The organism is Bartonella sp. B10, from assembly GCF_053794435.1.
Map to the genome: position 1 here is coordinate 164,298 of NZ_CP200030.1, position 21,265 is coordinate 185,562.

The 21,265-nt window shown below is 33.5% G+C and carries 14 protein-coding genes; 6 read left to right on the forward strand and 8 right to left on the reverse strand.

The features are described from left to right. Positions 1–127: 127 nt before the first annotated feature. Complete coding sequence (locus V3565_RS00750) at positions 128–2,350, reverse strand: ComEC/Rec2 family competence protein (RefSeq protein WP_455478438.1); 2,223 nt, start codon at positions 2,348–2,350, stop codon at positions 128–130. A 111-nt stretch (positions 2,351–2,461) separates the two neighbouring features. On the opposite strand from V3565_RS00750, the gene gltX reads away from it, so the two are divergent. The 3 genes from gltX (at position 2,462) to V3565_RS00765 (ending at position 7,095) form a co-directional block, all read left to right on the forward strand. After that, positions 2,462–3,889, forward strand: a complete 1,428-nt coding sequence (gene gltX / locus V3565_RS00755; RefSeq protein ID WP_455478439.1) for a glutamate--tRNA ligase — start codon at positions 2,462–2,464, stop codon at positions 3,887–3,889. 265 nt (positions 3,890–4,154) lie between these two features. Beyond that, positions 4,155–5,450, forward strand: a complete 1,296-nt coding sequence (gene gltA, locus V3565_RS00760; RefSeq protein WP_455478440.1) for a citrate synthase — start codon at positions 4,155–4,157, stop codon at positions 5,448–5,450. Between the two features lie 1,324 nt (positions 5,451–6,774). Further along, positions 6,775–7,095: a hypothetical protein gene (locus V3565_RS00765; RefSeq protein WP_455478441.1), complete on the forward strand. Its 321-nt coding sequence runs from the start codon at positions 6,775–6,777 to the stop codon at positions 7,093–7,095. A gap of 848 nt (positions 7,096–7,943) precedes the next feature. On the opposite strand, the gene V3565_RS00770 is transcribed toward V3565_RS00765, so the two are convergent. The 5 genes from V3565_RS00770 to serS form a co-directional block, all read right to left on the reverse strand. Further along, on the reverse strand, positions 7,944–8,330 hold the full coding sequence (locus V3565_RS00770; protein ID WP_455478442.1) for an Mth938-like domain-containing protein: 387 nt from the start codon (positions 8,328–8,330) through the stop codon (positions 7,944–7,946). A gap of 480 nt (positions 8,331–8,810) precedes the next feature. Then, positions 8,811–9,263 carry a preprotein translocase subunit YajC gene (gene yajC, locus V3565_RS00775; protein ID WP_455478443.1) on the reverse strand — a complete coding sequence of 151 codons (453 nt, stop codon included), beginning with the start codon at positions 9,261–9,263 and terminating at the stop codon, positions 8,811–8,813. Positions 9,264–9,653: 390 nt separating this feature from the next. Beyond that, a complete protein-coding gene (locus V3565_RS00780) occupies positions 9,654–10,814 on the reverse strand; it encodes a peptidoglycan DD-metalloendopeptidase family protein (RefSeq protein ID WP_455478444.1) in 1,161 nt (386 codons plus the stop codon). Between the two features lie 166 nt (positions 10,815–10,980). Next, complete coding sequence (locus V3565_RS00785; RefSeq protein WP_455478445.1) at positions 10,981–11,640, reverse strand: protein-L-isoaspartate(D-aspartate) O-methyltransferase; 660 nt, start codon at positions 11,638–11,640, stop codon at positions 10,981–10,983. 131 nt (positions 11,641–11,771) lie between these two features. Further along, on the reverse strand, positions 11,772–13,049 hold the full coding sequence (serS, locus tag V3565_RS00790; RefSeq protein ID WP_455478446.1) for a serine--tRNA ligase: 1,278 nt from the start codon (positions 13,047–13,049) through the stop codon (positions 11,772–11,774). 456 nt (positions 13,050–13,505) lie between these two features. Here serS and V3565_RS00795 point away from each other — a divergent pair, with 456 nt between their 5' ends. The 3 genes from V3565_RS00795 to pgsA all read left to right on the forward strand — a co-directional run bounded on the left by V3565_RS00795 (position 13,506) and on the right by pgsA (position 17,393). Continuing rightward, a complete protein-coding gene (locus tag V3565_RS00795; RefSeq protein WP_455478447.1) occupies positions 13,506–14,366 on the forward strand; it encodes a 23S rRNA (adenine(2030)-N(6))-methyltransferase RlmJ in 861 nt (286 codons plus the stop codon). 386 nt (positions 14,367–14,752) lie between these two features. Further along, a complete protein-coding gene (uvrC, locus tag V3565_RS00800) occupies positions 14,753–16,738 on the forward strand; it encodes an excinuclease ABC subunit UvrC (protein WP_455478448.1) in 1,986 nt (661 codons plus the stop codon). Between the two features lie 73 nt (positions 16,739–16,811). Further along, positions 16,812–17,393 carry a CDP-diacylglycerol--glycerol-3-phosphate 3-phosphatidyltransferase gene (pgsA, locus tag V3565_RS00805; RefSeq protein ID WP_455478449.1) on the forward strand — a complete coding sequence of 194 codons (582 nt, stop codon included), beginning with the start codon at positions 16,812–16,814 and terminating at the stop codon, positions 17,391–17,393. A 115-nt stretch (positions 17,394–17,508) separates the two neighbouring features. Here pgsA and ndk read toward each other — a convergent pair whose 3' ends face one another. Next, the gene (gene ndk / locus V3565_RS00810) at positions 17,509–17,931 is read right to left on the reverse strand and encodes a nucleoside-diphosphate kinase (protein ID WP_455478450.1); all 423 of its coding nucleotides are present in this window, start codon (positions 17,929–17,931) and stop codon (positions 17,509–17,511) included. Positions 17,932–18,303: 372 nt separating this feature from the next. After that, positions 18,304–20,997: a BafA family autotransporter gene (gene bafA / locus V3565_RS00815; RefSeq protein ID WP_455478451.1), complete on the reverse strand. Its 2,694-nt coding sequence runs from the start codon at positions 20,995–20,997 to the stop codon at positions 18,304–18,306. Positions 20,998–21,265 lie beyond the last annotated feature (268 nt).

Here is a 21,265-nt window from a genome sequence, read left to right on the forward strand (position 1 = left end):
ATAACTTCTAAATAATATTAGCAATTATATAATATTACGAGAAAAATACTGAAATATAATCCAAAGAGCTTCGTATCATTTCCTATTCTACTTAGTGTTATGCACTAAAAAATTTATAAAAATTTGATCATTGGTATAGTTTTTGTGAATATCTTCTGTGTATATTCCACGGTCTATAAAATCCCATAGAAGACCAAATAATATCTCCACTTTTTGTCATCATGACGCTCCCTCGTAACAACAATTCTTGAAGCGTAAACGTTACCTGTGTCTTCTTGTCACATGTTTGGTTATCTATAGAAAATAGTTCAATTACGATACCAGATTTTATGCATTGGTCTGTTTTTTTACGTAAAATAGTGATTTTTGATCCATTTTTTAACAAGGATACACAAATATGATCATCACAAATAAATTGTCCATTAAACGAAGGTCCATATTTTGTTGGCTTAACTACCTCATCTACGCGAAATGATTTTTTCCATATGGATGTTGTAAACTTAGAGATATGGTAACGATCAGTATATAATTTCTTATCATTGATGATACCCACAAGCCTCATATTATTTGCTATAATCAATTGTGTAGGTGAATGTACTAAGCAAAAATAAACACCGACAAAGATAAAAAAAACAAAAAAGAATCTGATGGATGTTTTGCAAAAAGTTAGTCCGATTAAGCCAACACTAAAGAAAATTAACGCAGATAACGGTATAAATCCAGGATTCAGAGTAGGAGAGATAGCCTTTATTGCATAAGCAATTTTTACCATAAGACCAATGCCAAACCCCATAATTTGCAAAGGAAGCCACTCAAAATTAAAAAGCATAGCAAATGTTGCTATTAATCCGAAGGGCATGACAATAATTGACATAATAGGCAAAGCTAAAGAATTACTTATAACACTCAAATATGCAATATTAGAAAAATGGTAGGCTGAATAAATTCCACTTGCCGTTCCCGCTATAAATGAGGACACACATGTTGAAACAACTGATAAAAAGGCAAAATGAACTACTTTACCCCCAACATAAAACGGTGTTGTTTTCCTTATACGAGAATGTAACCTTTTACTCCACCAGTCAAAGGCAGAAATCAAAGCTGCTGTTGCGGAAAAAGACATTTGAAAGCTAGGACCTAATATTTCATGCGGTGTAATAGCTAAGGTTATCAAACCAGCGATAGCAAAATTCCGCATTGTTAGAGCAGAACGATTACACAATACCGCAACCAACATAACAGAAACCATTGTAAAACTTCTTTGTGCTGATACAGATATGCCGGATAAAACTAAGTAAAAGGCCATAATCATTAATGCAACAATGGCAGCAAATTTTTTAGAAGAATAATAGGATGAAAAAACTGGAAAAAATGCCAACAAACTGCGAATACTAGCTAAAATTATACAACTAATAAGAGCCATATGCAGACCAGATATTGACAAAACATGCGCTAGTCCAGCCGTACGTAACGCTTCATTTGTATCATGTGAGATACCACCTCGCTGTCCTGTTATGAGAGCAGCAGCGATACTGCCATTTTCTTCTCCAATAGCCACTCTGATTTTTTGAGTCATTTTCGTACGTAAATTTTCAATTTTTTGTAAGGCTATAGATAATATGGTATCCGGCTGTGGAACTGATATCTTGACTGGTTCTCCCATATAAATTCCATGAGCACCAATTCCCTTAAAATAATTATGAAAACTAAAATCATATCCCCCTGGATACACAGGCCCAGACAATGCACGAAATTTTACTTTTCCATACAGCCCATCACCAATCACTAATCCAGGTGGCAAACGCCTTGCTGTTAAACGAACACGATTTGGTCCATGACGTAATACAGGATTTTCTGTATTTAAAACATCCAAATTTAAACGAAATCCTCCTTTTTGCATTGCCTCAATAGCTATAATTCTTCCAGTTAATGTGGTAATAACATCATTGCTTAGCATTGGCGTGGACACACGCCACGTCTCTATTTTTGCAACCAGAGCACCTAGTATAAAACAAAACAAAAATCCCGTTATAAGCCATATTATTCGATAAAATCGGACAATGTACAATATTCCAAGACACAGACCAATCAACACGATCAACTGTTTACCACTTGGCTCTTTATCTAAACTAAAATAAAAAATGATGCCTGTGCAAAAAAATACTAAAATCAATAAAAAAAGGAATCCAAAAGAAATTTCTTTATTTATGCAATCTATCAACCATTCCCTAAAAAAAATTATTTCTTTTTTTAAAGGTAAAAATAGAAAAACTCTTTGTTCATTATAGTCGTCGTTTTTTTTCTTGTTAAAGGTAGAGACAAGATCCTTAATTTTGTTTTTATTTAGCATCGTCTCCCTCTTTGCTTTGTGATATGACTATTGCATACTCTATTACCTATGCTAACATAACCTCTTCATATAGTTGTATAAGTAATATCTTAATTTTAAAGGAAGATATCCGTGTCAGTTATTACCCGTTTTGCTCCCTCGCCCACAGGATTCCTTCACATTGGGAGTGCTCGCACTGCCCTTTTTAATTGGTTGTATGCAAAACACACCGGTGGTAAAATGTTTCTACGAATTGAAGATACAGATCGGGAACGCTCAACAGAAGTAGCGGTACAAGCCATTATAGATGGTTTGCAATGGATGGGGCTTGATTATGATGGCACCCCTATTTCACAGTTTGGACGAGCAGAACGTCATCGCCAGATCGCCCAACAATTAGTAGAAAACGATAAAGCTTACTATTGCTATGCTTCCCCTGAAGAATTAGCTGAAATGCGTGAAAATGCTCGTAAAGAAGGACGTCCACCACGTTATGATGGGCGTTGGCGAGATCGTGATATTTCTCAAGCGCCTAAAGGTATAAAACCTGTTATTCGTATAAAAGCACCACAAGATGGAGAAACAATTTTACACGACCGAGTCCAAGGTAATATCCACTTCCCGAATAAAGATCTTGATGATTTTATTATTTTACGTTCTGATGGATCCCCAACTTATATGCATGCCGTTGTTGTTGACGATCATGATATGGGAGTAACACATATCATCCGTGGTGATGATCACCTCACAAACGCAGCTCGACAAACAATTATCTTTAATGCAATGGGATGGGATATTCCTGTTATGGCTCATATTCCACTTATTCATGGTGAAAATGGTGCAAAATTATCAAAACGTCATGGTGCACTAGGTGTTGATGCCTATAGAACAATGGGATACCTTCCAGTTGCTTTGTGTAATTATCTAGTCCGTTTAGGTTGGAGTCATGGTGATGACGAACTGATTTCAATCGAAGATATGATTTCTTGGTTTGATATTGATGATATTAATAAAGGTGCAGCGCGTTTTGATCTGAAAAAATTAGATTCTATCAATGGATACCATATACGCATGAGCAGTGACCAAGATCTTTTTGATGCAGCTCTTAGTATTTTACCAGAAATTGAAGGTGGATTAGAAATATTTGAACGACTTGATGAACGGAGTCGTTCTCAATTTCTAGCAGCAATACCAGCTTTAAAAGAACGTTCAAAAACACTATGCGAACTTATTGACAATGCCTCATTTATTTTTGCACAACGTCCATTACTTCTTAATAAAAAAACGAAAATACTCTTAGACAAAAGTAGCAAAACCATCTTAAAAGATGTCTATCTTGCTTTAAAATCTTGCTCAAATTGGGACATAAAAACATTGGATGAATCCCTCCGATGTTATGCACGGACGCAGAATCTAAAATTTGGATCTGTTGCTCAACCGCTTCGAATAGCTCTTACCGGACGCGAAATATCACTAGGAGTTTTCGATGTCCTCGTTTTATTAGGACGAAATGAATCTCTTAATCGTATTAATGATCAACTTTTAAACAATATTGCATAAACCACACACATATAGTTGTATTTAATGCAATTAACCATTTGAATACAGGTATCTTGACGTTAAATGAAATTTGTCTTTTATTCCTAAGTGATCGGAATATACATTTAGAAAAACTGCAAATAAAAAAATATTTTTTGATTGCATGAATCAACTTTTATAGTAAACCTACCTCAATATAGGTAAGAAACGCTTTAATTATGTATCTCCCTATTTCGTGGCGATTGTAGATTGATTTTGAAGGATGAAGGATCTGAAAGGAACATCAATGTTTGTGAATAAAGCACACATTACCGTGAATGATAAAAAAATAGAACTACCCGTACGTAAAGGAACTATTGGCCCTGACGTCATAGAAATTGCTTCTCTCTATAAACAAACAGATACTTTTACTTACGATCCAGGCTTCACGTCAACTGCTTCTTGTGAATCAAAAATCACTTATATCGACGGCGACAAAGGAATATTGCTTTATCGTGGTTATTCTATCGATCAACTGGCCGAGAAAGGAGATTTTCTCGAAAGCTGCTATCTTTTACTTTACGGCGAATTACCAACAAAACAAGAAAAAATCGATTTTGACCATCGTATTATGCAGCATACAATGGTACATGAGCAATTTTCACGATTCTTTCATGGTTTCCGTCGCGACTCTCACCCTATGGCCGTTATGGTTGCATGCCTTGGAGCTATGTCTGCATTCTATCATGACTCCATTGATATTACTGATCCTCAGCAAAGAATGATTGCTTCTATTCGCCTTATTGCAAAAGTTCCAACTCTTGCTGCTATGGCGTATAAATACAGTATCGGACAAGCATTTGTTTATCCACGTAATGATTTAAGTTACGCTGCAAACTTTCTTCACATGTGCTTTTCTGTTCCTTGTGAAGAATATAAAATTAACCCCATACTCACTCGAGCTATGGATCGAATCTTTACCCTTCATGCAGACCATGAACAAAATGCTTCTACATCTACTGTACGTCTTGCTGGATCATCTGGAGCTAATCCGTTTGCATGTATTGCAGCAGGTGTTGCATGCCTTTGGGGACCAGCTCATGGTGGAGCCAATGAAGCATGTCTAAAAATGTTACAAGAAATAAATTCGGTTAAAAGAATTCCTGAATTCATTGCGCGTGCAAAAGATAAAAATGATCCCTTCCGCCTCATGGGATTTGGTCACCGAGTCTATAAAAATTATGATCCACGTGCAAAAATTATGCAAAAAACTTGCCACGAAGTTCTAAAAGAACTGAATATTCAAGATGATCCACTTCTTGATATTGCTTTAGAACTGGAAAATATTGCTCTAAACGATGAATACTTTATTGAAAAAAAGCTTTATCCTAATGTCGATTTTTATTCTGGTATTACACTGAAAGCTTTGGGGTTTCCCACCGAAATGTTTACTGTTCTTTTTGCATTAGCACGCAGTGTTGGTTGGGTTGCACAATGGAAAGAAATGATTGAAGATTCTGCACAAAAAATTGGAAGGCCACGTCAGCTCTATACGGGATATGCCGAACGTAAATATGTTCCTATAGAGGAGCGTATGCGATAAATAAAAAAACAATCAATTAATAAATTTACACAATTTATTAGAGAGTTGTTCTGCATGGTTAGATATTCAATTTAACGTAAAAATTTACGATCATTGTTGCAATATCTGTAATGATAGTTTTTGGTCTCTGTTAAATAATAAGTAGAATCCATGATTATTTTTTCGTGGATTTACTTTTAACAGGGATAAGGGTTAAGTGTTAGTATATATAAGAGTATTAGTTTCATCACAAATTTTCTAAATGTGCATTCTTTTATTTTTTGAAAAGAACATTTAAATTAACAAAAATCCTGATTGTTAACCAATAAGTTACCAAATAACTAATTTAGAAAAATGATTATTTTAAAATACTTTCATGGAATATTATAAAAATTTATGATCTGGTTGAAAATTTAATGGTGCGTTTGCAATTTAAAAATTTTTGCCCCAAATAATATATAGCATTACTTAATTTGTAATACGCTGCTTCATCTTACACTACTCATAATATTAGACATAATTATTCGGATATGAAAAACTATATTAGAATCTTTTTGTTCTATCATAGAATTTTTATTATATTTAAATAATTATACTTGTTTATAAATCTGTACTCTTAAAGGTAATCATCTTAAAATTTATTAAAGACTTTATGCTATCATAGATTACTTTACCCTTTATCTTCAATGACACTATTTTTTTTATTGCTTTAACCCTAATTGCTATAATAAAAGCACAAACTTATAACCTAAATGATATTATCAATTATTACTATAGAATATAAAATCAATGCATACAGCTTATAAAAACAACAATAAGATGTTTTACGGCTTCAAAAAAAATTATCAAATAGTTTTTAAAATGCTTTCTTAAAAATTTCACTAAAATATATTATATTTATAATATATTTTTATACTTATTAAGTATATAGTATAATAATATATCACAAAATATACAATTATTCTTTACAGTAAATTTATTTATAAACTATATTTATAAAAAATTGCTTATAAATTAATATACTTATCATATTTGTTTATATAATAAATAATAAAATAAAAAATTTACTGCGATATTATTTTAATATAGTTATTTTTATTTAATTTATTATCTATTATTATAAACAATTCTCTACTAAAAACTGACGAATAAATTCAACAATATAACTAATGAAATAAATAACTATTTCAAAGTATTATTGTATTGATTAATAATAAAATTAAACAAATTATGAATATTTTTTGTTTTTTTTGTGACTGTTGCATTTTTACTATATCTATTCAAAACGAATTAATGTAAATTACATTTTGGATATTTATAGTGCAACTACATTTAGGAGGAAATTATGAATATAAAATATTTTCTTGGTCTTTGTGCACTTGGTTGCAGTTTAACATTTGGAGCACATGCATTGGAGTTAACGGTTAAAGAACCAACACCAGCTGTTGCGATCTTAAATACTTCTGAGATACATTTAAACCTTGGTAAAGAGGTTAGCGGGTCTGTGCATAACGTTACAGAATATACTCCTCTTTTCAATAAATACCGGATTCCTACAGAACATCTCAACGGATTATTTAAATATGGTGAAGCTTTAATAGCTGCTATAATAGGGATTGTGCGATCAATTATGCATATTTGTACTGAAATGATACCCATAAGATAATAATTTATTATATTCTGTTATTTTATTTTCTAAAATGAAAATATGTAATATACTTTAAGAACATGTGAAAACTTTCCTCTGTATCCGTTTAACTGGTATAAAAGAGGGAAGTTTTTGTAAATCAATTGTCTAGGTATTATTACAGATACGGTGGAATGCTTTTTTGTAAATAAAAATTGTATAACAGATATAAGTGTACATTATAAATAGTTCTTGCTCAAAATTACATCTAAAGTAATAGATTTATTTTTTTATCATAAGTTACCGTATTACATATTTAAATTGCTCTTTTTGGTTATGAAATATTTCTTATTTTATGCACATTATTTATAATTAACATAAATGCTCCAAAATAACTTAATGAAATCATCTTGTGAAGATTAATTTATGTATTAAAAATTAAATTTTTAATAGACTAAATATCACTATGATAAATTATCTTTATACAATAATAGTAGCAATAATGATGCAAGATAATTATAGTATTAACTTATTTAATCATAAATATAATTATATTACTACCAAATATATTTTTAATTATACTGTTATTATTGATAATTTTTAAAGATAAGACTTCATATGAATATAAATATTTCTAAAAAAAATTGCACGAAATTATTCGTAATAATTTACAATATTCTTTAATAACGAGAACAGAAAAAGTATAAAATATATATATATATAATCTCCAGCAATTTTAAATATGTTAGCTCTGAACGCTATTCATATAAAAAATATTAACCGCAAAAGACTAGCCATTAAATCTAAAAAGAAGTGAAAAACAAGATAACACATAACAACACAATTTACTAACACCAAGATAGCGTATCTGTTTTATTAAAAGCTAATTATTCTACTGCAAATAACAACGAAGCAACAGCACGATCTTCGGCTAACAGTACATTAAATGTACGTACTGCTGCTCCCGTATTCATTGTATCTGATGAAATATGCTTCTCCCGTAAAAGTCTTCGCAAATTTTCAGGCAATCGCAACAATTCAATCCCAGTGCCCACCAATAAAATCTCAATCTTATCCGCCTCTTCTAAAATACGAGAGATATCGCTTTGAGTTGGTACAGGGCTAGCCATGTCAATACCATAAATACCTGATGGTACACAAATAATAGAACCTCTATGCGACATATCAGCAAAGCGAAAACCACCATTTCCATAAGCATCGATTGGTGCACGTCCTGGAAAATGTGCTTCATGGATTTCAATTGCATGCAACATAAATAAAGTATCCTTTATTCCAAAAACTAAATTACGTTTTTATTACATCTCTAAAAATCAGCAACAAACAAATAATAACCCACATAGCACTGTTGTACAAATATCCTATATTAACATAATACGTTAACAACAAACCACATCATACATTAAAACTGCTTTATAGAATAGTTAAAGAATTTAAAGAAAATTATTAGCAATATCTAAATATACTTGAATATCCATCCCATATTAATAAGAAGAAACTCACCTCAATCTATTGACTTCAAAACAAACAACTTCAATCACATAAAACAATGATATTATTTAAAAAGTAGCAAAAAATACCAAGACACTCCACAAGTGCGATAATTAAAAAAATAAGAAATAATTATACAGATAATAAAAAAACTACAATTATCAGTGATAAAATAGCCTTTATATGAAATCTCTTTATCTTTACAAAAAATGATCTTCAATAATTTAATAAATCAGAAATATATTTTAAGATTTATCTTCTTTTGATGCAGATTTTTTTTCTTTAGATGTACCTACATTTGTTTTCGTTGTAGCTTTAACTTTAGATTTTTTTGGTACTTTTAGCTTAACATTGAGCTTTGATGTTTCTTCAAAAACTGGTTCACCTTTAACACGAACATCAGCTAATGTTGAACGGATCACACGAATTCGCATATCATCACCAATTTCAACTTCTAATTCACCACTCTCATCATAAACCTTTGTGACCCTTCCAATAATACCTCCGCCTGTTATAATTGTATCACCACGACGCACAGCATTAAGCATTTCCTGTCGTTTTCTCATTTGTGCACGCTGTGGACGAATGATAAAAAAATACATAATCCCAAAGATTAAAATAAATGGAACAAAGGTAACTATTGAGGTTCCATCGGAAACACCGCTTGCAGCTTGAGCATAAGCGTCGGTAACAAACATTTTTATCTCCTATAATTTAAACTTCATGTATTTTTTATTGTCACTAAAATAAGATCTTAACTTCCAAAACAGCTATCTTAGAAATACTGTGGCAGAAGTGACTGCGCAACGTAGTCATAACTGTATAAAAAGGCAACAATTTCTTAAAAAGTAGAAAACAACAGGAAAAATACTTCAAAAAAACATATTTACTTTTCTTCCTGTATATCATGAACACAAGCATGATTCATAATTAGAAAAATAAATAACACAGGATAATTTTTATCCCTAAAATTAAGTTTAAATGATTTCCCCCTTTGAACGTACAAATTTTTCTAACCAAATATTACAAGACTTATATCTTAGTTAACATTAATATAAGATTCAGATTTTTAATAAAGTTACCATCAATCAATTTTCTAAATACTCTACAGGATCAACAGGTACAGAACCTTTACGTACCTCAAAATAAACACGTGGAGTTTTAACATCTCCTGAAATACCAGACTTAGCAATCTCTTCACCACGACGAACCCTTTGTCCTTTATCAACGACAAGCCTACTATTATATCCGTAAATAGTAATAATATTTCCTTCATGTCGAATCATGACAACATTGCCTAGCGTTTTGAGCCCATCACTGGCATAGATAACAACACCATTTTCTGCTGCCTTCACTGATGACCCTTCAGGTACAGCTATGTCTATTCCCCGATTAACCGCTGTTCCTTTTTTTTGACCAAACTTACTTAATAAACGTCCTCGTACTGGCCAACGCATATTAGAAATTCCTGTAGCTTGTGGAGTAGCAACATTATCAACATTAGTTGATAAATCATTTGTATGACTTAATGGAATAATCTTTTTAGAAAAATTTTGCTCAGCATCTGATTTATCAATTTTTGAAGAAAATATAGTGGTTACAGGAGTTTTAGACATGGAAGAATCATTCCTGTATTTCACGGAAGACGTAGCTTGAGACTGTAATGAAGATTCTTTTGTTGATAAAAACTGATTATCATACCGATTGTTACTTTTTTTACTCGAACTCGCTACCGTACGCTTGTTTGGAATTATTAATACTTGGCCAATATAAATGGAGTCATGATTTATGCCATTTACGAACTTTAACGCATCAACACTAACCCCTATCTGTTGCGAAATACTTAATAACGTATCCCCACTCTGCACAATGTAAGAATTTTTTTGAAAAATAGGAGTATCGTCCATTTGTGAACGAGAGAGCGTTCCAAGACTACGTGGAGGCACTCCTGTAATCTTACTATCAGAAAAAAAATCTTTACCTTTACTTGAAGAATTATACGAAGCAGTATCATTTGGTTCCACAGGCGGTAATTCAGTGCTGTGTATCATGCCACTATGCGATAACATTCGTGGATTAGAAGGCATAATTGTAGGTGAATTTGACCGAGTGGAAACTCTATTATTAGGAAAAATATTAGAAAAACGCTGTGTATCGGAACTACATCCAGCAATAACTATTGTCATTACTAAAAACGCTATTACATGACAATTATACCAAAAAACACTACTCAAAACTTTTAGATACATAGTTTTGCTCACTTACCAATATTTAACTCTCGCTATTAAAGCTTTTTAATATTACCTAAGAGTTAAAATAAGGAATTTTATTCATAAATATATTGATAATAAAATCATAATGAATTTATCATTAAAGAAAAAGATAAAATATCCTATGCAGACTTTAATCTAAAAATTAAAGAGCTTTCGCAATACCTTTAATAAAAGGCTGATAGCGTACTTGAAATATTTCTGAGCTCTCAAACTGGCTGCCAATTTTTACATAACGTGTAACCACTTGTACACCTTCATCTGGTCCTATAGCTTGAATAAGAATCCCATTTTCAGCTAAAAGTTCTAGGAATTCCTTTGGATCATCAGAACGTGACGGCCAAATAATAATACGATCGAATGATCCTAAATCTGCAAAAGCACGGCTTCCATCAGCTTGACGTACAACAATATTTTCAATTCCCAAAGTTTGAAATTTTTGCTGCGCTAAATTAACAAGAGTTTTATAACGATCAACTGTTGTAACACGATCACTCAAGCATGCCATAAGAGCAGTACAAAAACCAGATCCTGTACCAATTTCTAAAACACGATGCTTTTTTTGCAACGATAACGCAGAAAGTATTAAAAGTTGCTCTTCTAAACGTTCAATATATTCGCCGCACTCAATTGGAATAACTTTATTATCATAAGCACTTTTAACCCATGGAGATGAAACAAATTGCTGCCGCGGAATTTTTTCAAATGCAGCAAAAAATAAAACATCATCAATTCCTTTCTTGCGCATTTTTAATACAAGACCTGCTAACTCTTCACGAAATCGTAAAATACCCTTCTGCCCCATAATGCCATCCGATCTCAAATTAAGTAGCTATTTCATCATACGTATAAATTATTCCCTTTAAAAAGTTAAAATCCCGCGTTTACGTACATCATGTGCAACAATAAACATATATCAATTTTACTTTTACGAAGTTAAACAGTAATATAATGTATGCCCCCCATGTAAGATTGCAAGACATCTGGAATAACGATTGACCCATCAGCTTGCTGGTAATTCTCAAGGATAGCAATAAGACAACGACCAACAGCTGTACCAGAACCGTTAAGACTATGAACAAAGTGTAATGTTTTATCCTCTTTTTTACGGTATCGAGCATTCATACGGCGCCCTTGAAAATCTCCACAAACTGAACAGCTAGAAATTTCACGATAGCATCTTTGTCCAGGAAGCCAAACCTCGATATCATAAGTTTTACGTGCAGCAAATCCCATATCACCAGTAGAAAGAATTACCGTACGAAAAGGTAAGCCAAGGCGTTTCAATATATCTTCTGCACACTCTGTCATACGTTCTAATTCAATTAAAGACTGCTCTTCAGTAGTAATCGATACCATTTCTACTTTCCAAAATTGATGCTGACGAAGCATACCACGCGTATCACGACCTGCAGATCCTGCTTCTGAACGAAAACAAGGAGTTAAAGAAGAAAATCGCAGTGGCAAATCCGATATCTCAAGAATTTCGTTGTTGACTAAATTTGTTAACGGTACTTCTGCCGTAGAAATAAGCCAGCGACCATCCGTAGTCTGAAAGAGATCTTCAGCAAATTTTGGTAACTGTGCTGCTCCATAAACAATCTCATCACGAACAAGGAGAGGCACTGAAACCTCTGTATAACCATGCTCCTCAACGTGAACATCAAGCATAAACTGACCTAGTGCACGCTCAAGACGTGCTAACGCACCTGAAAGCACTGTAAATCGTGTACCTGATAAACGACTTGCTCGTTCAAAGTCCATCTGCTTGAGATTTTGACCAAGATCAAAATGTTCTTTTGGTGTAAAATCGAATGTCGGAGTTGTACCAAAATATCGAATAACGACGTTATCGTTTTCATCTTTACCTTTTGGAACATCATCTAACGGAATATTGGGAAGTGCTGAAAGAGCTTTCTCTAAATTTCCAGCCATTCTCCTTTCTTCTACTGTAGCTAAAGAAAGGAAAGCTTTAATTTCTTCAACCTCAGCTCTAAGATGTTTAACCTTTACTTGATCACACTTAGCTAAAGCTTGCCCTATTTCTTTAGAAACCACATTGCGACGCTCCTGCGCACATTGTATTTTAGCAACATGTGATCGACGCTCAAGATCAAGTTCTATCAATCTCTTAGCCTGCGGTTCTATACCTCTGGTTCTTAGTGCTTCATCTAGTTTCTCAGGGTGCTCACGAATCCACTTAATATCAAGCATTCAAATTCCTCATTTACATCGCTTCTATTTGTTTCATATCACACATTAGTTATAAAACTTCTGTTAAGAGGACTTCTTTCTTTTCTGTGTAATAAAAAATTAAAATATCATAAAAAATTATCTCTAATAACTGTAAAGCAGTGAATTTAATTTTTGTTAAAAAAGCCTATCATCCATGCATTTATTGCAGATAAACACTCTCAGAACAACATACGATATCCCCTTCACACCCACTAATAGAGGCCATATAAAAAAATTACAATGAAAGAAAAGAGAATATTGTAAAAACAGCATAGAAAATAACTGCAAATCTATGATATTTGCAGTTTTATGAAAGTGTATACTTTACCCATATATAATGTTCTCAATTTTTATCAATCTGCTATTGATCAAAGAATAATCGTGTATATTAGTATAAAATTTTAGTAATAAATCATATAGTGATAGAGTTTACCCATGAATTATCGGCATATTTACCACGCTGGCGGTTTTGCTGATGTCTTTAAACATATTATCGTCACTCGTATCGTGGAATACCTTAAACGCAAAGAGAAGGCATTTCGCGTTGTAGATACGCATGCTGGAATCGGTATTTATGATCTTTCCTCTATAGAAGCACGCAAAACAGGAGAGTGGCAAGAAGGTATCCAACGACTCTTATCCACTACTATTCCAGAAAACTTAAATACATTCCTTGGCGCGTGGTATGATATTATTTATACACTGAACAAAGGAAAAAGAATCGTATTATACCCTGGATCTCCCGTTCTTATTAGGCAATTATTGCGTAAGCAAGACCGATTAACTGCCATTGAATTACATTATGAAGATTACGAGATTTTAGCACAAAATTTTTCCGGTGATTATCAAACAAAAGTCTTACATTTAGATGGCTGGCTTTCCTTAAATTCTCATCTTCCACCAAAAGAAAAGCGTGGTCTTATCCTCGTTGATCCTCCGTTTGAAAAACCTGATGAATTCTCTCGTCTTATTGAGGGGTTGGTCAAAGCGTATCGCCGATTTCCTAGAGGTATCTACGCTTTTTGGTACCCTGTTAAATATGACAAAGAAATTAAAAATTTTCTTCATGCACTTTATCAAACAGGAATTCCTAAAATTTTACAACTTGAAATGCGTGTAAAAAAAAGCTCAATACCGCCTACAATGAATGGAAGTGGTATGATCCTTATCAATCCTCCCTACATTCTTGAAGAAGAAATGAAAAAGATAAGCCCATTTCTTATTTCTCGTCTTGGACAAGATAAAGACGCACAAATAATTAACAAATGGATCAGAAAAGAGCATCTATTATGTTAAAATTCTCCACTTTACTTCTTTTATAGATTTAAATACCCTGCTCTAAAATATCAAAATATGTATTATCCTATGGTTGCTTTAGCCTTTTAGACCATAATTAACTTAAAATTTATATAATAGACAACAGAGTAATTTAATTCCTAGAAAAGCATACCTTTAATAATTATAAATTTATTGTTTCAATCAGTTAATAGATAAAGTTAAAGAACTATTTAATTTATTTTCTTAAATTTCCTCTGTATTTTTTATAGAAAATAATAACAACAAAATTATATAATTTAATATTATAGTTAATTGTATGAATAAGTGATATAAATGTGAATAACAGTACTAAGTAAAAAACAATATTTATAATATAAAACAAAAAATATTTCTGAATAAAATTAATGATCTTAAAAAATAATACATCATTTTTAAACAAAGAACGAGAAAATATATCTTTTTTTTCTAATATTACATGGAATAATGCTAATAAAGAGAAAAATAATAACCAATTAAAAGGTTCTAAACTCATACAAGAGTTTGTAAAATATTTACCGCATAAGCCGGGAGTTTACCGGATGTTTGATGAAAATAACAATGTCCTTTATGTCGGCAAAGCTTGTAATCTAAAAAAACGTGTTGCAAACTATACGCGTGAACAAGGGCATAACAGCCGTATTATCCGTATGATTCGTGCGACATGTCATATGGAATTTGTCATCACTAAGACAGAAACAGAAGCTCTACTTTTAGAAGCGAATCTAATAAAAAAATTACACCCACGCTTCAATGTGTTGCTACGTGATAATAAAAGTTTTCCTTATATCATCATTACTGATGATCATCGCATACCTGCAATTTATAAACATCGAGGTGTCCAAACACGAAAAGCACATTATTTTGGTCCTTTCGCCTCTGCTGAGGCAGTTACAAAAACAATAAATATTTTACAGCGTGCCTTTTTATTACGTACCTGTAAAGATTCATTTTTTGAAAACCGTACACGCCCCTGTTTACTTTATCAAATCAAACGATGTTCTGCACCTTGTACAAATAAAATTAGTCATGATAACTATGCAGAGATGGTTAGAGAAGCAAAATCTTTTCTTTCAGGAAAAAGCCAATCAGTTAAAAATAATATCATTCAAGCTATGCATCAAGCTGCAAAAAATCTTGATTTTGAACAAGCTGCAACTTATCGTGATCGCTTGTCGGCTCTTTCTCACATACAAAGCCATCAAAGTATTCATCCTAAAACTGTAAAAGAAGCGGATGTATTTGCAATTGCACAACAAGGGGGAATAACCTGTATTCAAGTGTTCTTTTTCCGAATGGGACAAAATTTGGGAAATCGATCTTATTTTCCTAAAGCAGATCCATCTTTTTCTAGTAACGAAATTTTAGCAAATTTTCTTACTCAGTTCTATGATGATAAGCCTATTCCAAAGCTCATTCTTTTATCTGAATTGATCGAAGAAAAAGAACTTTTTACAAATGCATTCAGTCTGAAAGCAAATCGCAAAATATTCATCTCTTTACCAAAACAAGGTGAACGCAAAACTCTTGTTAATCATGCCTGTATAAATGCTTATGAAGCACTGAAACGCAAGCTAGCTGAAACAACAACATATACAAAATTATTCCAAGGTATTGCCGAAACGTTTCAACTTCCTCATATACCACATCGCATAGAAGTATACGACAATTCCCATATTATGGGAACAAATGCGGTAGGCGCAATGATTGTTGCAGGTCAAATGGGATTTATGAAAAGTCAATATCGCAAATTCAATATTCGCTCAACAAATATCGCACCTGGTGATGATTTTGGTATGATGAAAGAAGTTATCGAACGAAGATTTTCACGCCTTATTAAAGCGCATGGTCTACCGAATAAAAGCAATAATATACAAAATAAAGACGATATCCTCTTTCCTGTTTGGCCTGATCTTATATTAATCGACGGTGGTAAAGGGCAGATAAACAGTGTACATACAATATTATCTAAATTGAGATTACAAAATCTTATCACAGTAGTAGGGATTGCTAAAAGTGCGAACCGTCAAGCAGGACTCGAGCGTTTTTTTATAAAAGGCAAAGCACCCTTTACCCTTCCAGCACATGATCCTATCTTTTATTTTTTGCAACGTTTACGTGATGAAGTACATCGCTTTGTAATTGAATCTCACAGAACAAAACGGAAAAAAGAAACATTCAAAAATCCACTTGATGAAATTAAAAATATCGGTTCAACAAGAAAGCGTGCGTTACTTCATCATTTCGGAAGCGCTAAAGCTGTTGCCAACGCTTCTATCGAATGTTTAACAAAAGTTGAAGGAATTTCTATTAAAATTGCACAAAAAATTCATAATCATTTTAAGGAAAAATAGACTTGTCTCATAATCTTTACCTTGTTACGTTTATAAAGCACATCACATTTTACAAAGAATTGAAAATAGCTCTATGAAAAATCATACTTTTTCTTTTCCAAATCTTCTAACTTATGCACGGATCGCTGCTGTACCAATGGTTGTTTCGTGCTTTTTTTTAGAAGGGCGGCTACAATCAAGCGATATAGCACGCTGGGTTGCTGTTTCCATTTTTGTGGTTGCATCCATTACTGACTTTCTTGACGGTTACCTTGCTCGTATTTGGGAACAAACATCCAATATTGGTCGTATGTTAGATCCGATTGCAGATAAACTTCTCGTATCTGCTTGTCTTTTATTGCTTGCTGCAGATAATACTATTGCTGGGTGGACATTGTGGGCAGCTATCATTATTTTATGTCGTGAAATCCTTGTATCAGGATTACGTGAATATTTGGCTGAATTAAAGGTCAGCGTTCCCGTTTCTCGTTTTGCTAAATGGAAAACTTTTGTGCAAATGATAGCTATTGTCTTTCTCCTAGCTGGACCAGCTGGCAATAAAATTATCCCTCACATAGCAGAGTTTGGTATAGTTATGCTTTGGATAGCGGCTATTCTTACATTATGGACAGGATGGGATTATTTTAGAGCAGGATTAAAACACGTCATACCATAAAAGCTGTGTGTGTGTATCTTTTCAAAAAAATCTACAATGCTCATAAAAAGAATCCCAAAAACAGCATGCCTCGGGATTCTATTTTTTATTCATTCTTGTATTAGCCAACCTTGTATTAGCCAACAATCTCCATCTCAGAAAACCAAAAAGCGATTTCTGTTTTTGCTGTTTCTATACTATCTGAACCATGGACAGAATTCTCACCAATCGACAAAGCATGCACTTTACGAATTGTCCCTTCCTGTGCATCCGCAGGATTTGTAGCACCCATCACTTCACGGTTTTTAGCTATTGCATTTTCACCTTCTAAAACCTGTACAACAGTCGGACCAGAAGACATAAATTCAACTAACTCCATAAAAAATGGGCGTTCTTTATGAACAGCATAAAATCTTTCAGCTTCACGCTTACTCATCCACACACGTTTAGATGCAATAACGCGCAACCCTGCATCCTCAAGCATTTTTGTAATCTCTCCTGTCAAATTACGACGCGTTGCATCCGGTTTAATCATCGAAAAAGTACGTTCTACAATCATTTGACTACCTTTATTCAATTACCAATAGTACCCAACTGTTCTATAACGAGCAAGAAGCTTATTGCCAAGTGATTGCAAAAAAATCCGCCTCAATTTTTAAAATACCCGTGATACTTGATTTCCTTATCGTAGTACCGCTATATTGTCTTACAAAAGTCTAAACCACTTGAACAGTTAACTACTTGCTTCAAAAACTTCCTATTAAATATAACAAGCATGATATGATAAACTACACATTCTGTAATAAAACATACTGCCTGTTATAATTAAATAACTCTGTACTCTATTTAAAATTGTTTTCTAACCACCAAATATCTATCTTACAAAAACAGTTAGACAATTAAAGCTGACTATAAAACATAAGACACATTATTAGAAGCTATAGCGTAGTCCCAGAATTCCTTGAAGAGACTGCTTAGTCTTATGTCCTTTGAGATAATGAGCTTCTGCATAAAGCTGTAGTTTATCACTAACAGAACTGCTTAAACCGACTCCTAACTTACCAGAATTTCCAGATAAATCTGTAGTAAATTTATGCTGTTGATTAATTGTTGTATGGTTGTGCTCTATATTTTCACGTAGCCAAGCAGCTGTAACGTAAGCTAAAGATGGAGTATCCATACCAGATCCAAATTCATACCCCAAAGATAATCCAACCTCGCTACGTAATGAAGTCGATGGACTTATATCACCCATCATTCCATTAGAAAGCTTGACTTCTTTGCCTTTAACTTGCAACCACGATAATTGTGCATAAGGCTGCATCCAACTACTCTGCGATACCTTACAACGATAACCGACCTCAAACGATGTGCCAATTGCCCATCGATCATAATCTCCTTGAATAGAAAGACCATTCGTTGAAACAGCCTGCAGATTATTTTGATAATGATTATATTTTAAAACACCATCCAAATACCATCCACTATGATTAAAATAAGTTGCATAAGTTCCAATGCTATAACTGGTTATATCACTTGTACCGCCTCGAGAATGAGCAATATGTGCTCTATTATAACTGCCAAAACCACCAATATAAAGCTCTCCATTGACGAGTGAATTGAGAGCATTCATACCCAATACTAAACCTGTCTGATTAAGCTTAAAATCTGTATGTCCTGTAGAAAGCTGTTCTTTGTTCTTAATTGCATATGTCCATAGGGTAGAATTTCTCTTATTTCTATCTAAAATGCCTTTACCAATACGGATACTTTGCAACTCACTATTGAAAATAAGCTCCGGAGTTACTGCCATAGATAAAACTGCATCAGTTGATGGAGTAGTCAAAAGGTCAGAAGTTAATAACTCCTGCATCAATTGAGGAGAAAGATCATCCTGATGATTGGAATCATCAACAATCTGATTGTCCAAAGATGGAGAAGATGAAGAAGTAGCAGACTGATGATTCCCATTCAAAGACCGGTGACTATCTCTTGGAGATGACACCTCAACAACATTATTTGCTGAAGATGCAACAGATGAAGAAATAGGAGGCTGCCTTCTTCGACCAGAACGCTGATTGCTACTCATTAAATCTGATGAATCAACAGATTCTCCTTTAGGAGAAACAACAGTGGAAGACATCAAAACAGGAGAATTAGCACTTAAATGCCGAGGTGGCCTACTTTTAGCTGGCGGTTTAACCATACCTTCATCAGTAGATAAAATGGTAGACAAATCAACTCCCGCTGATCCACGATTAAGACGCCTTAAAGAAGATTTTGGACGTTGTAATTTGCCATGACCTCTATTACTTAATGAAACATGAGGCTTCTTAATCACGCGTCTACGGTTGGATTCCAAAGGTTTCCGCTTACCGGTCTCCGCACCCAAATACCAGATTGTTTGATTATCACTCTTGGCTCTCTTCTGTAAACTATACATATAAGTCCCACCATCAACAGTAGTAACTGCCCTACCTGAGTAATCTGTTAAAGTAAAGTTAGCCCCTCCGTTTTCGCTTCTATCTGTTATTAAATTAAGCTCAGTAACAAAATCATGCTCTCGTGCAAGGAGATTTGTAATCTCAATACCGGAATCAACAACGCTTATTGTATGATTACCTCCACCAGTACCAATTACCATGTAATCGCCGCGCTTTTCTTGAGTACTGATATTAAAGTGAAAATGCAAATTACCTGAAAGATTTTCAACATGAAGTAAAGAATGGTGCGGATCATAACTAATAGAAGAAAAACTAACGGTTCCTCCACTACCGCTTAAATTTTTGACATTAATCTGAGGATTATCTTTTCCATTCCGCATACCTACTAAAAATAATTCCTCGTCGCTCCGCCCTTCTACCGTAAGATTTTCTCGCGTAATATGATTGGTGGCATCACCAAAATAAAAATGAAGATGTCCCTTTTCATTAACCTTTGTCTCTCCTTCCAATTGTGCACCAACATGCACCCACGCATGAGCACGATTATTAATTGTCAAATTTTCTACATACCCACCAGGATACACCACTTGAACAGCATCATCTTGTAAAGTCACATCTTTAGCTTTACCGCCATCTAAAACATGCTGTCGACCATCTTTCAATACAGTAGTATATGTAGCACTCCCTCCTTCTGTCCGATGACCTCTATAAAGATTTTGCTCTCCTCCATCCATGACTGTCGTATGCCAAGCATGCCCACCATCATACACATTTTGTTGTCCTGCTGTCCCATTTTTACCATAAACTACAGCATGATAAGCGCTGCTTGACTTAGAGTTTACAAGACTTCCGAAACTCTCTTCTTCGAAAATGATCTGCTTACCTCCATACATTTTGGTATTTATTGCAGTTCCCCCACGTGTAACAATTTGTTTTCCATGTAAATTAACAACCGCATCATTGGAAGTTCCTCTATTTTCAACAATTTCTACGCCTCCCTCCTCAATTGTGGTCTTATTGCTAAGAAGATTCACAATAAGTGCATGATCCTTTAAAACTATCCTATCATTAACTATCATTCTGTTGAGCAATACACTCGCAGATTCCTCTGCACTCACAATGTTTACAAGACAACTACTGATCATCAATACTGAGAAACTCAATTTGCATTTATACTGCATAATTCACACTCCACTATCAATAATTAGAACAATATCCCACGGCTACGTAGGTCTCTTATTTTAGATTGTATCATAATGTGTTTTATTTATGTCTCTCTCTATATATTCTATTGTATTATTATAATTATTGTAGTATTATGCTCTGTTCAGCAGATATGAATTAATAACTTAAAATCTGAAAAAGAAGAATTTAGGAAATATAATTTTTGACACTTACAATGGCAAAAAATAATCTATATCGCTCGTAATGAACAAGGATATGATAGTG

Bases quoted from the DNA above. Each gene is read 5' to 3' on its own strand.
- V3565_RS00750 (WP_455478438.1), bottom strand. From the start codon at position 2,350: ATGCTAAATAAAAACAAAATTAAGGATCTTGTCTCTACCTTTAACAAG.
- gltA (WP_455478440.1), top strand. From the start codon at position 4,155: ATGTTTGTGAATAAAGCACACATTACCGTGAATGATAAAAAAATAGAA.
- V3565_RS00765 (WP_455478441.1), top strand. From the start codon at position 6,775: ATGAATATAAAATATTTTCTTGGTCTTTGTGCACTTGGTTGCAGTTTA.
- V3565_RS00770 (WP_455478442.1), bottom strand. From the start codon at position 8,330: ATGTTGCATGCAATTGAAATCCATGAAGCACATTTTCCAGGACGTGCA.
- yajC (WP_455478443.1), bottom strand. From the start codon at position 9,263: ATGTTTGTTACCGACGCTTATGCTCAAGCTGCAAGCGGTGTTTCCGAT.
- V3565_RS00780 (WP_455478444.1), bottom strand. From the start codon at position 10,814: ATGTATCTAAAAGTTTTGAGTAGTGTTTTTTGGTATAATTGTCATGTA.
- V3565_RS00785 (WP_455478445.1), bottom strand. From the start codon at position 11,640: ATGGGGCAGAAGGGTATTTTACGATTTCGTGAAGAGTTAGCAGGTCTT.
- serS (WP_455478446.1), bottom strand. From the start codon at position 13,049: ATGCTTGATATTAAGTGGATTCGTGAGCACCCTGAGAAACTAGATGAA.
- V3565_RS00795 (WP_455478447.1), top strand. From the start codon at position 13,506: ATGAATTATCGGCATATTTACCACGCTGGCGGTTTTGCTGATGTCTTT.
- uvrC (WP_455478448.1), top strand. From the start codon at position 14,753: ATGATCTTAAAAAATAATACATCATTTTTAAACAAAGAACGAGAAAAT.
- pgsA (WP_455478449.1), top strand. From the start codon at position 16,812: ATGAAAAATCATACTTTTTCTTTTCCAAATCTTCTAACTTATGCACGG.
- ndk (WP_455478450.1), bottom strand. From the start codon at position 17,931: ATGATTGTAGAACGTACTTTTTCGATGATTAAACCGGATGCAACGCGT.
- bafA (WP_455478451.1), bottom strand. From the start codon at position 20,997: ATGCAGTATAAATGCAAATTGAGTTTCTCAGTATTGATGATCAGTAGT.